This window comes from Okibacterium fritillariae (assembly GCF_052783725.1).
In genome coordinates this window covers 2,100,355-2,113,914 of the sequence record NZ_CP199917.1, presented here as the reverse complement: position 1 = coordinate 2,113,914, position 13,560 = coordinate 2,100,355, and the positions used below count along the sequence as shown (strand labels likewise).

The following is a 13,560-nucleotide window of genomic DNA, read 5'->3' as shown; positions in this document are numbered from 1 at the left end:
CCAGCCTCTGATAGACTCGCTCAGTTGCCGTCTGAACGGCCGCGGATAAAGAGAGCCACAGCATCCCGCTGGTAGGCACCGCGCAACGAGAGAAAGGGGATCGGCTCTATGGCACTTAATGGAGAAGCTAAGAAGGCGATCATCGAAGAATATGCGACCCACCCTGGCGACACCGGTTCCCCCGAGGTTCAGGTAGCCATCATGAGCGCTCGAATCAAGGAATTGACCGAGCACCTCAAGGAGCACAAGCACGACCACCACTCGCGTCGTGGCCTGCTTCTGCTGGTTGGTCAGCGCCGTCGTCTGCTCGGCTACCTCGCCGACGTCGACATCGCCCGCTACCGCACGCTCATCGAGCGTCTCGGACTGCGCCGCTAATTCTCGTCAGAGAACGAAGGCGTTGCGGGTCTCTTCGCTGAGACCGCGATCTTCTTCACGAATGGCCGTCACCCTCGGGTGGCGGCCATTCGTCGTTCCCGCCGCAGGTCCCGGGCGCGCACATCGTCACCGCCGAGCCCGCCGCCGAGCCCGCCACCGGGCGCGCGCATGCGGTCGTTGCACTCGTCACCGGTTCACGGCGTGCGGCGAGACCCCGTCGGGTCGGTGCGCGACGGCCCCACGCGCTCCTCGTCGGCCGGGCGCACGAACAACCAGCGCGGTTTCGGTTCGATGAGCGGCCGGAACACGCGGCGCACGGGCGCGGTCGACAGAACGACGGCGATGCCCACGGCCGCGACGAGCATGATCACGAGCCAGACATCTGGATCGAGCCCCTGCCGCAGCATCCCGGATTGTCGGATGGGATAGAGCACGAAGCTGTGCAGCAGATAGACGTACATAGTGGCCTGCCCGAACCCTGTCATCCAGGTCTGGCGCCGCGGCACGAGCACGAAGAACGCCGCGCTCATTAGCACGGCGAGGGAGATCAACCCGAGTCTCACGAGCCCGGCCCACCACACGCCCTCGCCGAGACCCTGATACGAGTCGTCGTAGAAGAACCACAGCCGCAGGTCGATGTCCCGCCACACGTCGATGAAGGCGACGAACACGGCCGCGAGCGCCGCGAAGAGGCCGAGCGCCACCGCACGCACCGGCCAGGTCTGCCGCTCGGTCACGCGCCACCGGTCGACGAGCTTCCACGACCGCAGTTTCCAGCCCAGCACGAAGAACGGCAGGATGCCGAGCGTGCGGCTGAGCGAGAACGTACTGTCCACGTTGTCGAGATAGCCGACGCCCACCGAGACGACCACGGCCCAGAGCAGAGGCCACCGGATGAGCGCGAGATACGGCAGGATCAGCCGGAAGATGCCGAGCGCCAGCAGGAACCACAGCGTCCACGACGGCTGCGTGGGGTTCACGTTGAGCTCGCCCTCCACCCCGAACTGCACGAGCGTCCAGATGCTCTCCATGATCAGATACGGCAGCAGGATGTCGGTGATCACGCGCGCCATCTGCCGCCGCCCGGGCGGGTCCGACTTCGAGAAGTAGCCGCTCACGATCGCGAACGCGGGCATGTGGAACGCGTAGATGAGCAGATAGACCGTGAGTGCGGCATCCGAATCTTCGGTCAGGCGCTGGATGCCGTGGCCCATGACGACCAGCACGATGCAGGCGAACCGCGCGTTGTCCCAGAACGGCACGCGTTTCTTCTGAGGGCGGGCGGCGGATGGCGTGGCGCCCGGCTCGGTCTCGTCGGGGGAGAGCGTCATGACTCCTCGTTTCGGTCGGCACCAAACCTATCGCGACGTGCACCGCCCGGCCCCGCTGTTCGGCCCGTGAAAACGCGTCACGGCACGCCCGGCCCGAGCCCCCGGCATCCGCCCGTTCCTGAATGCAATATGTGCGCCTCCGGTGCAAACGAACCCTTCTCTGGTAGAATTTCGATGTCCGTTCACCTGTGATCGGGCGTGAGTAACACGGAGCAGGCCGGCAGGAAGCTGGTCCTCGGTGGTGAACTCCCTTCCCTCGGTCGACAGATCTGGTCCCCAGATCCGTTCGATGCGCGCGGGATGGTGGCTTTCTACTGGAGATCAGCCAAGTCCCAAAAGTTCGGCGACTTGAGTACGTACTGCCTGTTCCTGCTTTGGTATGTCTGAATCGGGCGCGAATGACCGCGCCCCCTGCCGCGTGAACCCGCGGCACCAACGTAAGGAGTGACCTGTGGAAGGTCCAGAAATCAAATTCGCCGAAGCCGTGCTCGATAACGGCTCCTACGGCAAGCGAACGGTCCGCTTCGAGACCGGTCGCCTCGCGCAGCAGGCTCAGGGAGCCGTCGCTGCCTACCTCGATGAAGAAACCATGCTTCTCTCGGCCACCTCGGCCTCGAAGCACCCGAAAGACAACTTCGACTTCTTCCCGCTGACGGTCGATGTCGAAGAGCGCAGCTACGCTGCCGGCAAGATCCCCGGTTCGTTCTTCCGCCGCGAAGGCCGTCCCTCCACCGAGGCCATCCTCGTGTGCCGCCTCATCGACCGCCCGTTGCGTCCGTCCTTCGTGACCGGCCTGCGCAACGAGGTCCAGATCGTCGTCACCGTGCTGTCGATCGCCCCCGGCGAGTTCTACGACGCGCTGGCCATCAACGCGGCTTCCGCCTCCACCCAGATCTCCGGCCTGCCCTTCAGCGGCCCGATCGCCGGTGTGCGCCTCGCCCTCATCCCCGGTGCCAACAACGGCTCCGGTCAGTGGGTCGCGTTCCCCAAGGCTGAGCAGCTCGAAGAGGCCGTTTTCGACCTCATCGTCGCCGGCCGCGTCGTCACCGACGCCGAGGGCAACCAAGACGTCGCGATCATGATGGTCGAGGCCGAAGCCACCGAGAACAGCTGGAACCTCATCCAGGGCGGCGCCATCAAGCCCAACGAAGAGGTCGTGGCCGAGGGCCTCGAGGCCTCGAAGCCCTTCATCAAGGAGCTCGTCGCGGCACAGAGCTCGCTCGCCGCCCAGGCTGCGAAGGAGATCGCCGACTACCCGGTGTTCCTGCCCTACAGCAAGGAAACCTACGACCACGTCGCGGGCCTCGCCTACGACGACCTGGTGAACGTCTACCAGATCGCCGACAAGGTCGAGCGTCAGAACGCCGACGACTCGCTCAAGGAGCGCGTCAAGGCTTCGCTCACCGAGCGCGTCGAAGCCGGCGAGATCGACGGCGAGGTCCTGCGCGACTTCTCGGCGGCCTACAAGTCCGTCACCAAGGTGGTCGTCCGCGGCCGCATCCTGCGTGAGGGCATCCGCATGGACGGGCGCGGCCTGGCCGACATCCGCCCGCTCGACGCCGAAGTCCAGGTCATCCCGCGCGTTCACGGTTCCGCCGTGTTCCAGCGTGGCGAGACCCAGATCCTCGGTGTCACCACCCTCAACATGTTGAAGATGGAACAGCAGATCGACTCGCTCTCGCCCGTCAAGAGCAAGCGTTACCTGCACCACTACAACTTCCCGCCCTACTCCACCGGTGAGACCGGTCGTGTCGGCACCCCGAAGCGTCGCGAGATCGGGCACGGCTTCCTCGCCGAGCGCGCTCTCGTTCCGGTTCTGCCGAGCCGCGACGAGTTCCCCTACGCCATCCGTCAGGTCTCCGAGGCGCTGTCCTCCAACGGCTCGACCTCGATGGGCTCCGTCTGCGCGTCGACCCTGTCGCTGCTGAACGCCGGTGTGCCGCTGCGAGCACCCGTCGCCGGCATCGCCATGGGCCTCGTGTCCGACACCGTCGACGGCCAGACGCGCTACGCGGCTCTGACCGACATCCTCGGTGCCGAAGACGCGCTCGGCGACATGGACTTCAAGGTCGCCGGCACCAGCGAATTCGTCACCGCGATCCAGCTCGACACGAAGCTCGACGGCATCCCCGCCTCCGTGCTCGCTGCCGCTCTGACGCAGGCGAAGGATGCCCGCACCACGATCCTCTCCGTGCTCAACGCGGCGATCGACGCTCCCGACGAGATGGCGCCCACGGCTCCTCGCGTCATCAGCGTGCAGATCCCCGTCGACAAGATCGGCGAGCTCATCGGACCCAAGGGCAAGACGATCAACGCCATCCAGGACGAGACCGGCGCCGACATCTCGATCGAAGAGAACGGCACCGTCTACATCGGCGCCGTCGACGGTCCGTCGGCCGAGGCAGCTCGCGCCCAGGTGAACGCCATCGCCAACCCGACCAACCCCGAGGTCGGCGAGCAGTTCCTCGGAACCGTCGTGAAGATCGCCGCCTTCGGCGCGTTCGTCTCGCTGCTCCCCGGCAAGGACGGCCTGCTGCACATCTCCGAGGTGCGCAAGCTCGCCGGTGGCAAGCGCGTCGAGAACGTCGAAGACGTGCTCGGTGTCGGCCAGAAGATCCTCGTCGAGATCACCAAGATCGATGACCGCGGCAAGCTGTCGCTCGCACCGGTCGTCGCCGAAGAAGCTGACACGCAGTCGAGTGCTGCCGCCAGCGAGGGCCCCGAGGCTCCGGCCGAAGGCTAAACCCTTCCCGGTCACACGCCGCTGGAGTATCTCTCCCAGAGCTCCGGTGCGTGCGACCTGTCGCCCACGGCGACTCACGAACGCGCTCGTCCCACATCGGGGCGGGCGCGTTCGTCGTTGTCGAATCGTTATGATCCAATCTGTCAAGGGCGCGCGAGATATCCATTGCGGCTGTCGGAAGTGACCTACCCTCGAAGTAGGCGATGGGGGTCGCCTGATACGTGTCCGGGCAGTACCGCAGGCGAGAGGGGGCGGAGATGGCGAAGTTCATCCCGCGGCTCTTCACCGTGTCCGAACCGGCTGAAGCGGCGGTCGATGAGACCGATTCCGCCCTTCCCCTGACCTCCGGCGTCGCCGTGCGGACCGGACGCCATGCGGCTCGAGCGAACGCGGTCACGGCGACGGCCGAAGCGGTCGCCGAAGCCGAGGCCGAGTCGGTTGCAACGGGCGGCATCGACGCGATCGCTGCGGTAGAAGCACGGTTGCGTGCCTCTGCGCCCGTCGTCACCGGCGTGGTGCCGGCAGACGCCAGCGTTACCACCGGGTCGACCCCGGCACAGACCACTCCGCGGGCCGATGTGCCCGCCCACCCGTCCGCCCCGATCCCGGTTCTCGGTGATGGCGTGGGGGCGAGCATCCGCAACACCGTCGGCGACAGCGACCTCGAGGTCTTCCCGGTCTCGCTCGGCACCAGCGTGTTCGGGTGGACGGCCGAGTCGGCAGCGTCCGAGGCCATCCTCAACCGCTACGCCGACTTCGGCGGCAACTTCATCGATACGGCCGACAGCTACTCGGGCGGGCGCAGCGAACACATCATCGGGCGCTGGATGTCGCGTCGGCGCAACCGCGACGACATGGTCGTCGCCACGAAGATCGGCCGCCACCCGGACAGCCCGGGCCTCGGCCCCGTGAACATGGTGCGCGCCGTCGAGGCCAGCCTCGAGCGGCTCGACACCGACCACATCGACCTGCTCTACTTCCACGACGACGACGATTCCGTGCGGCTCGAAGACGCCCTGGGCACGGCTCAATGGCTCATCGAGACGGGCAAGGTGCGCTACCTCGGCGTATCGAACTTCACGCCCGAACGCCTGATCGAGGCACGCATCCTCGCGGCGGCCGGTTACCCGCGCTTCGAGGCCATCGAGACGCACTACAGCCTGCTCACGCGCGAGCGTTACGAGGGTGGCCTGCAGCTCGTCGCTCAGGGTCAGGGGCTCGGCGTCATGCCGTACTACGCGTTGGAAAACGGGTTCCTCACGGGCAAGTACCGCTCGCGCGCCGATTTCGCCGACCGTTTGCGGTCCGCCAAGGCCGCCGAGCACCTCGGCCGACGCGGCCTGCGCGTGTTGAAGGCTCTCGACCAGGTGGCACTCGAGATCGGTGTGAGTGTGACGACCATCGCGATCGCGTGGCTGCAACACCGCCCGGGGGTCGCAGCGCCGGTCGTGAGTGCATCCCGACCCGAGCAGGTCGATGCCATCGTGCAGTCGGCCGGCGTGCAGCTCACGCGCACGCAGGTGCTCGATCTCGAGCGCGCCTCACGGAACTAGGGCCGCGTCGACTTTTGTCGAGATGCCCTGCGGGCTCCCAGGCGCGCACCCCACCCCTGTCGTAAGCTGAATGCTGGAAAACGTACCCCGTCGACACCGACGATCCCGGCGCCGAAGGCGGGAACGCGGGCCGCGCGGGGCCAAGGAGTAGCACCGGTGTCACACTACATTTACCTCGTCCGCCACGGAGAACAACAAAACGCCGAGCACGGCATGCCCGATGGGCCGCTGTCCGCTCGGGGGCGTCGTCAGGCGCAGCTCTTGGCCGAGCGGCTCGGGGGAGTGCCCATGGATAACGCCTGGCATTCGCCCCTGCAGCGGGCATCCGAGACGGCCAAGATCATCGCCGAGCGCTTGCCCGCCCTCGAGCCCGAGCCCTCTGCCCTGCTGTTCGACTGTGTTCCCTCGGGCAAGACGGCCAATACGCCGGCCGCCTACGATGCGTTCTTTGGATCGGTGACCGACGACGAGGTCGACGCAGGGTCGGCGCAGATGTCCGATGCCGTGGCCGAGTTCCTGGCGCCCGTGCGCGGCGAGCGTCACGATCTGCTCATCACGCACAACTTCGTCATCGGATGGTTCGTGCGCGAGGTTCTCGAGGCGCCCGAGTGGCGATGGACGACGTTGAACCAGGCCAATTGCGGGCTGACGATCATCCACCAGAAGGCCGGACGGCCGTGGACGCTCGTCACGCACAACGATCTGTCGCATCTGCCGTTCGAGATTCGCACGGGGCTGCCCGACACGATCCCGGCCTAGAGCGGATTCGCCGGTACGGGCAGGGCCTCGGGCGCAGTCGTGTGGCGCTTGGTAGGTTTGAGGTATGACAACGAGAGTCGCCGTCGTCGGCGCCACCGGAAAGATGGGCACCCTCATTCGTGAGCTGGTCGAGCAGACCGACGGCTTCGAGGTGGTGGCCACGCTCGATTCCTCATCGCCGCTGACCGACATGGATGATGCCGACCTCGTCGTCGACGTCACGTCGCCGGCGGTCAGCCCTCAGGTGGTGCAGCACGCCGTCGAGCGAGGGCTCAAGGTGCTCGTCGGGTCGTCCGGGTGGTCGAGTTCGCGCATCACGTCACTCGAGGCGCAGGTCGCCCAGTCGACCAGCGGCGTCGTCATCGTCCCGAACTTCTCCCTCGGATCCGTTCTGGCTACGGCGTTCGCCGCCATGGCGGGCCGTTTCTACGACTCGATCGAGATCATCGAGGCGCACCGGTCGTCCAAGGTCGACTCGCCGAGCGGCACGGCCGTGCGCACCGCCGAGCTCATCCAGGCCGCCCGCGCCGGTCAGGGCCCCGTCGAGGCGCCGCACACCGACCAGCGCGCCCGCGGCCAGCAGGTGTCCAGCATCACCATTCACAGCCTGCGCATGCGCGGCGTGGTGGCGAAGCAGGATGTCGTGTTCGGCGGCACCGGCGAACTGCTCACGATCTCTCACGACACGCTCGACCCGTCGGCCTATGAGCGCGGCATCGTCATCGCACTCGAGGCGGCTCGATCGGCCGTCGGCGTGACCGTCGGCCTCGACAGGCTCCTCGACCTCGATCTGTCGGCGTCGCGTTCGGCGGATGCCGCGGCCCCCGTCGACGACACCGCCCCGGGCCCCGAGAACACCTCGGGCCAGGCCGCTCAGGCGGCGACCCCTCGATGACCACGCGCCTGCTCGTCGGCGTCATGGCCGTGCTGTTGCTGCTCTACATCGTGCTGGTCGGCCAGCGGGCCGTGCTCCTCGTGGCCACGGGCGAGCCGATCGCCATCGTCATGGGCGTCGCACTGATGGTCATCCCGCTCATCGGATTGTGGGCACTCGCGCGTGAGCTGCTGTTCGGCATCCGCGCCGACAAACTGGGGCGCCAGCTGGGCGACGAGCACGCTTTGCCCGACGAGGAGCTGCCCGTGCGTCCGTCGGGCCGACCTCTGCGTGAGGCGGCTGACGAGGTCTTCCCGCGCTATCGCGCCGAGGTGGAACAGAACCCCGAGGATTGGCGAGCGTGGTACCGCCTCGGCCTCGCCTACGACGGGGCGGGCGATCGTCGCCGTGCCCGCCAGGCGATCCGCGAGGCGATCAGCCTCGAGCGCCGCGCCGTGTGAACCCCATCGGCATCACGCTGTGGCCGGACTCGAGTCAGGACGTTCAGCGTTCAGCGTTCGGCGTTCCGCGTTCGTCTGAGCGCCACCGCGGGGTGAGGCGATGAGCCTCGACCGAGGCGCTACCGAGAGACGGGGCCGGGCGGTTAGCCTGCTGCCAGCGCCGCGTCGACGGCCTCCTCGACCGTGCGGTGCGTGAACGTGAACCCCGTGCGCTCGAGCACACCGGGTTCGATGCGCTGATCGATGAGCAACAGATCGTCGGCCGCCTGCTGCAACGCAGCCTTGAGCGCGAACTTCGGCGCACGCAGCAGGTAGGGCCGCTCGAGTCGCCGTGCGAGGTGGAACATGAGGTCGTTGGCGCTCGAGGGCGTGGGCCCCACGAGGTTGACGGGCCCGTCGATGTCGGTGTCGAGAACGTGTCGGATGCCGCGCACCTCGTCGTCAAGACTCACCCAGGGCCAGCGCTGTGTGCCCGAGCCGAGGGGCCCGGCCAGGCCGAACCGCGTGAGCGGCATGAGCGGTTTGAGAATTCCCCCGAGGGCCAGCACGACACCCGTGCGCAGGCGCACGGTGCGCACCGAGTCGGGTGCCTTCAGCGCCTCGGCCTCCCAGCGCACGCATACGCCCGCGAGGAACCCGTCGCCGTAGCTCGACTCCTCGGTGAGGGTCTCACCGGGCCGGGACCCGTAATAGCCGGAGGCCGACCCGCTCGCGAAGATGGCCGGGGGAGTGCTCGTGCGATGCAGTGCCTCGACGAGCGTGCGTGTCGCCTGCACGCGCGACGACAGGAGTGTGCGGCGGTAAGAGGCCGTCCACGGCAGCTTCGAGATCGACGCGCCCGACAGGTTGACCACGGCATCGACGCCGTCGAAGGCCGACACGTCGAGCCGACCGGCGGCGGGATCCCACGAGACCTCACCGGCGCCCGCGGCGTCGCGCCGCACGAGATGGACGACCTCGTGCTGATCGTCGCGCAGCGAGCGCGTGAGGGCCGTGCCGATGAGACCGGATGCTCCGGCGATGAGAACGCGCATGTTTAGGCCAGGCTCGCTTCCAGCGTGATGGTGATGCCGGTCAGGGCCTGTGACACCGGGCAGTTGACCTTGGCGTCTTCGGCAATGCGCTCGAAGGTTTCTTCGTCGAGACCCGGCACGACGGCCGACACGAGCAGGTGGCTCGACGTGATGCCCGTGCCCGGCTGGAAGGTGACGGCGGCCGTGGTCTGCACGCGCTCGGGCGGCGTTCCGTTCTCGGTCAGGGCGTTCGAGAACGCCATCGAGTAGCACGCGGCATGCGCGGCGCCGAGCAACTCCTCGGGCGTCGTGACGCTCGCCGAACCCTCGGATCGTGCCTTCCAGTCGACGGGCAGGCTCGCGGCCTTCGACGAATCGAGGGTGACCGTTCCCGAGCCCTCGAAAAGCGTTCCGTTCCAGACCGTCGTGGCTTCGCTGGTAACCGCCATGGTGCACCTCCGTGAGTTGTTCAGGCGCTCGATACGCCTGCCGTCAGCCTAACGAGGGCGTCCGACATCCGGGTAGGGTTGACGCGTGCCAGAGATTGAATTCCGTTCCGATGTAACCGTCGAGCTCGTGCGTTCGAGCGCCTCCGATTCCGATGTGCTGTTCGCCGCGCGCGTGTCGACGCAGGGTGAGCAGACGCTTGAGGCCGCGCAAGACGGGCACGACGCGACATCCCGCGATCGGGGTCTCATCAACTACCTGATGCGCGACCGCCACGGCTCGCCGTTCGAGCACAACTCGATGACGTTCTATGTGCAAGCTCCCATCTTCGTGTTCCGCGAGTTCATGCGGCACCGCATGGCCAGCTATAACGAAGAATCGGGCCGCTACCGCGAGCTGCGCCCCGTGTTCTACGTGCCGTCCGACGAGCGCAACCTGGTGCAGGTCGGCAAACCCGGTGCCTACGACTTCCTGCCCGGCACGCCCGAGCAGACCGCGCTCGTGCGCGACGAGACCGTGCGGGCATCGACGCAGGCCTTCGAGGCCTACCAGCGCATGCTCGACGCCGGCGTCGCCCGCGAGGTGGCGCGCATCGTCCTGCCGCTCAACATCTATTCGTCGATGTACGTCACGGTCAACGCACGCTCGCTCATGAACTTCCTGTCGCTGCGCACCAAGCGCGAGGGCAGCCAGTTCCCGTCCTTCCCGCAGCGTGAGATCGAGATGTGCGCCGAGAAGATGGAAGACGTGTGGCAGAAGCTCATGCCGCTCACGCACGAGGCGTTCCAGAGCAAGGGCCGCGTTGCGCCGTAAGGCTTCCGGGCGTTCGGCGTTCGAGGCGCCGGCACCGGGGCGGCGGATGTCGTCAGCCCCCGTCGAACCGGTAACCTAAGACCGTGAGTGTTGAGAATCCTTTCGGGCAGGTCCTCGTCGCGTTGGTGACACCGTTCTTGAGCGACGGAGAGGTCGACTGGCCCGGCGTCGAGAAGCATATCGACGACGTTATTTCGGCCGGTGCCGACGGCATCGTCGTCACGGGCACGACGGGTGAGACATCCACCCTCACTGACCCCGAGAAGCTGCGCCTCGTCGAGGTGGGCAAGTCGGTGTCGGCGGGCCGCGCCAAGATCATCACGGGCGGTGGCTCCAACGAGACCGCGCACGCCATCGAGCTCTACAAGGCCAGCGAGAAGGCCGGGGCCGACGGTGTCATGATCGTCACGCCCTACTACAACAAGCCCACGCAGGCCGGCATCCTCACGCATTTCCGCATGATCGCCGACGCCACCGATCTGCCCGTCATCCTCTATGACATCCCGGGTCGCACGGGTGTGCCCATCAAGTACGAGACGATCCTGCGGGCCGCGAAGCACCCCAACATCCTCGCCGTGAAAGACGCCAAGGGCGACTTCAGCGAGGTCAGCCGCGTGCTCAACCAGACCGACCTCATGTACTTCTCGGGTGACGACGCCAACGCGCTGCCGCACATGGCGATCGGCGCGGCGGGCCTCATCGGCGTGACGGCCAACATTGCGGCGCGCCCCTACCGCCAGATGGTAGATGCCGTCAACGCGGGCGATCTGCACACCGCAACGCTCGCGCACCAGCAGCTCGAGCCCCTCGTGCGCGCCGTCATGACGCACGTTCCTGGCACCGTTGCCGCCAAATACATCCTGCACGGCCTCGGCCGCATCCAGACCCCGCGCGTGCGCCTGCCGCTCGTGGGCCCGGAAGAGGCGGAAGCCGCGCAGATCGAAGACGAACTCGCCCTCGTGCGAGACATCCCGGGTGTCGACCTCTCGAGGTTCCGCCCAGACCGCAATGCGGCCGCCGGAGGTGCCCTGCCCAAAGTGCACGGCACCACACGGTAGCCCCATAACTCAACAAGGAGGGCGCATGCCCGTTTCCGTATACGAACCGCCGGCTCTCGAACCCGGCACACTCCGCGTCATCCCGATCGGCGGTCTCGGCGAGATCGGTCGAAACATGACCATGTTCGAGATCGACGGCAAGATCCTCATCGTCGACTGCGGCGTGCTCTTCCCCGAGGAGCACCAGCCGGGCGTCGACCTGATCCTGCCCGACTTCAGCCCCATCAAGGACCGCCTCGGCGACATCGTGGGCGTCGTGCTCACGCACGGTCACGAAGACCACATCGGCGCCGTTCCCTACCTGCTGCGTCTGCGCAACGACATCCCGCTCATCGGCTCGGGCCTCACGCTTGCGCTCGTCGAGGCGAAGCTCAAAGAGCACCGCATCAAGCCCTACAGCCTCACCGTGACCGAGGGGCAGACCGAGAAGCTCGGCCCATTCGACCTCGAATTCGTGGCCGTCAACCACTCCATTCCGGATGCCCTCGCCGTCGCCATCTCGACGAGCGCCGGCACGGTGCTCGCCACGGGTGACTTCAAGATGGACCAGCTGCCGCTCGACGGCCGCCTGACCGACCTGCGGGCGTTCGCGCGCCTCGGCGAGAAGGGCATCGACCTGTTCATGGTCGACTCCACCAACGCCGATGTTCCCGGTTTCACGCCGCTCGAATCATCCATCGGGCCCGTGCTCGACCAGGTCATCCAGAAGGCCACGCGCCGCGTCGTCGTCGCCAGCTTCTCGTCGCACGTGCACCGCGTGCAGCAGGTCCTCGATGCGGCCGCCGCCAACGGTCGCCGCGTCGCGTTCCTCGGCCGCAGCATGGTGCGCAACATGGGCATCGCCGCCGACCTCGGCTACCTCAAGGTGCCGAAAGACGTGCTCATCGACTACAAGAAGGCGAAAGACCTTCCCGACGATCGCATCGTCTACATGTCGACGGGTTCGCAGGGCGAGCCCATGGCCGTCCTCAGCCGCATGGCCAACCTCGACCACGCGATCGAGCCGGGCCCGGGCGACACCGTCATCCTCGCCTCGAGCCTCATCCCCGGCAACGAGAACGCCGTCTACCGCGTCATCGACGGCCTCACCAAGCTGGGCGCCACCGTCGTGCACAAGGGCAACGCCAAGGTGCACGTCTCCGGCCACGCGGCCGCGGGCGAGCTGCTCTACTGCTACAACATCCTGAAGCCCAAGAACGTGCTGCCCGTGCACGGCGAATACCGCCACCTCGTGGCCAACGCCAAGCTCGCTATGCAGACCGGCATCCCCGAAGAAAACACCATCCTCGGTGAAGACGGCACGGTCGTCGACCTCAAGGATGGCGTGGCCAAGGTCGTCGGTCAGCTCGATCTCGGTTTCGTCTACGTCGACGGCTCGACCGTGGGCGAGATTACCGACGCCGACCTCAAGGACCGCCGCATCCTGGGCGAAGAGGGTTTCATCTCGATCATCGTCGTGGTCGAGGCCGCGACGGGCAAGGTCGTGGTCGGGCCCGAGATCCACGCGCGCGGTTTCGCCGAGGACGACGCGGTGTTCAACGAGGTCAAGCCCAAGATCGTGTCCGCCCTGGCCGAGGCCGCGAAGAGCGGGACGCGCGACCCGCACGCCCTGACTCAGGTCGTGCGACGCACGGTCGGCCGCTGGGTGAACACGTCCTACCGTCGCCGCCCCATGATCGTTCCCCTCGTTATCGAGGCGTAGCAGCGATTGCCCCTCGAAGCCCCGCCGGTCTGGATGACGGCGGGGCTTCGTCGCGCGCCGGCGCGGCCATCGCCGTTCGAGTGGGTGCGCGAACGCGGGGATGTCTGGTCGCACGGTGCGGTGGCGAGCGGGGCGGCCAGCACCGCGATCAGTACGGCGGCGACCTGGCCCGGAGCGCGGTCATGTGTTGGCTCTGCATTCCGACACGCCGCCGGGCCCAATATTTACTGCGGGGGCGCAGGGGGGCCGGGCGGTGCTCCTGAGGCGGAATGACGGGGGAGTCGACGGGCCCAGTGTTTCAGGCCCGATCTGGGGGCCCTCGCGAGCCCCGTTCGGCCCGCGCGGGTGGCATCGCGCTGGATACCATCGAGCCACGGATAGCCCGCACGCACGAAGGGTGCGGCATCCGTCGTCAGTCCGGCCTCGTG

Annotated in this window: 12 protein-coding genes; 9 read left to right on the top strand and 3 right to left on the bottom strand. The window is 67.2% G+C overall.

Annotated elements, in window-relative coordinates; all coding sequences use genetic code 11:
* Positions 1–108 precede the first annotated feature (108 nt).
* Positions 109–378: a 30S ribosomal protein S15 gene (gene rpsO / locus ACUWEX_RS09760; protein ID WP_079728410.1), complete on the top strand. Its 270-nt coding sequence runs from the start codon at positions 109–111 to the stop codon at positions 376–378.
* Positions 379–572: 194 nt separating this feature from the next.
* On the opposite strand, the gene ACUWEX_RS09755 is transcribed toward rpsO, so the two are convergent.
* A complete protein-coding gene (locus ACUWEX_RS09755) occupies positions 573–1,709 on the bottom strand; it encodes an acyltransferase family protein (protein WP_079728411.1) in 1,137 nt (378 codons plus the stop codon).
* Positions 1,710–2,160: 451 nt separating this feature from the next.
* On the opposite strand from ACUWEX_RS09755, the gene ACUWEX_RS09750 reads away from it, so the two are divergent.
* From ACUWEX_RS09750 to ACUWEX_RS09730, 5 genes are all read left to right on the top strand, one after another.
* Entirely contained in the window at positions 2,161–4,452 is a 2,292-nt protein-coding gene (locus tag ACUWEX_RS09750; RefSeq protein WP_079728412.1) for a polyribonucleotide nucleotidyltransferase, read from the top strand.
* A 257-nt stretch (positions 4,453–4,709) separates the two neighbouring features.
* Complete coding sequence (locus ACUWEX_RS09745; RefSeq protein ID WP_445996113.1) at positions 4,710–6,005, top strand: aldo/keto reductase; 1,296 nt, start codon at positions 4,710–4,712, stop codon at positions 6,003–6,005.
* A 156-nt stretch (positions 6,006–6,161) separates the two neighbouring features.
* Entirely contained in the window at positions 6,162–6,764 is a 603-nt protein-coding gene (locus ACUWEX_RS09740; protein WP_445996112.1) for a histidine phosphatase family protein, read from the top strand.
* A 64-nt stretch (positions 6,765–6,828) separates the two neighbouring features.
* Positions 6,829–7,659, top strand: coding sequence for a 4-hydroxy-tetrahydrodipicolinate reductase (gene dapB, locus ACUWEX_RS09735; protein ID WP_445996111.1), 831 nt, complete (start codon positions 6,829–6,831; stop codon positions 7,657–7,659).
* Complete coding sequence (locus ACUWEX_RS09730) at positions 7,656–8,099, top strand: hypothetical protein (protein ID WP_445996110.1); 444 nt, start codon at positions 7,656–7,658, stop codon at positions 8,097–8,099. The genes dapB and ACUWEX_RS09730 overlap by 4 nt, the downstream gene beginning before the upstream one ends.
* A 143-nt stretch (positions 8,100–8,242) precedes the next feature.
* Here the strand turns inward: ACUWEX_RS09730 and ACUWEX_RS09725 are convergent, their stop codons facing one another.
* Both ACUWEX_RS09725 and ACUWEX_RS09720 read right to left on the bottom strand, forming a co-directional pair.
* A complete protein-coding gene (locus tag ACUWEX_RS09725) occupies positions 8,243–9,133 on the bottom strand; it encodes a TIGR01777 family oxidoreductase (RefSeq protein ID WP_445996109.1) in 891 nt (296 codons plus the stop codon).
* A 2-nt stretch (positions 9,134–9,135) separates the two neighbouring features.
* On the bottom strand, positions 9,136–9,561 hold the full coding sequence (locus ACUWEX_RS09720; protein ID WP_445996108.1) for an OsmC family peroxiredoxin: 426 nt from the start codon (positions 9,559–9,561) through the stop codon (positions 9,136–9,138).
* Positions 9,562–9,646: 85 nt separating this feature from the next.
* On the opposite strand from ACUWEX_RS09720, the gene thyX reads away from it, so the two are divergent.
* The 3 genes from thyX to ACUWEX_RS09705 all read left to right on the top strand — a co-directional run bounded on the left by thyX (position 9,647) and on the right by ACUWEX_RS09705 (position 13,132).
* Complete coding sequence (gene thyX, locus ACUWEX_RS09715; RefSeq protein ID WP_445996107.1) at positions 9,647–10,372, top strand: FAD-dependent thymidylate synthase; 726 nt, start codon at positions 9,647–9,649, stop codon at positions 10,370–10,372.
* An 83-nt stretch (positions 10,373–10,455) separates the two neighbouring features.
* A complete protein-coding gene (dapA, locus tag ACUWEX_RS09710; RefSeq protein ID WP_445996106.1) occupies positions 10,456–11,430 on the top strand; it encodes a 4-hydroxy-tetrahydrodipicolinate synthase in 975 nt (324 codons plus the stop codon).
* Between the two features lie 25 nt (positions 11,431–11,455).
* Positions 11,456–13,132, top strand: coding sequence for a ribonuclease J (locus tag ACUWEX_RS09705; RefSeq protein WP_445996105.1), 1,677 nt, complete (start codon positions 11,456–11,458; stop codon positions 13,130–13,132).
* Positions 13,133–13,560: the final 428 nt, after the last annotated feature.

Coding starts and splice junctions, on each gene's coding strand:
- rpsO (WP_079728410.1), top strand. CDS start 109: ATGGCACTTAATGGAGAAGCTAAGAAGGCGATCATCGAAGAATATGCG.
- ACUWEX_RS09755 (WP_079728411.1), bottom strand. CDS start 1,709: ATGACGCTCTCCCCCGACGAGACCGAGCCGGGCGCCACGCCATCCGCC.
- ACUWEX_RS09745 (WP_445996113.1), top strand. CDS start 4,710: ATGGCGAAGTTCATCCCGCGGCTCTTCACCGTGTCCGAACCGGCTGAA.
- dapB (WP_445996111.1), top strand. CDS start 6,829: ATGACAACGAGAGTCGCCGTCGTCGGCGCCACCGGAAAGATGGGCACC.
- ACUWEX_RS09730 (WP_445996110.1), top strand. CDS start 7,656: ATGACCACGCGCCTGCTCGTCGGCGTCATGGCCGTGCTGTTGCTGCTC.
- ACUWEX_RS09725 (WP_445996109.1), bottom strand. CDS start 9,133: ATGCGCGTTCTCATCGCCGGAGCATCCGGTCTCATCGGCACGGCCCTC.
- ACUWEX_RS09720 (WP_445996108.1), bottom strand. CDS start 9,561: ATGGCGGTTACCAGCGAAGCCACGACGGTCTGGAACGGAACGCTTTTC.
- ACUWEX_RS09705 (WP_445996105.1), top strand. CDS start 11,456: ATGCCCGTTTCCGTATACGAACCGCCGGCTCTCGAACCCGGCACACTC.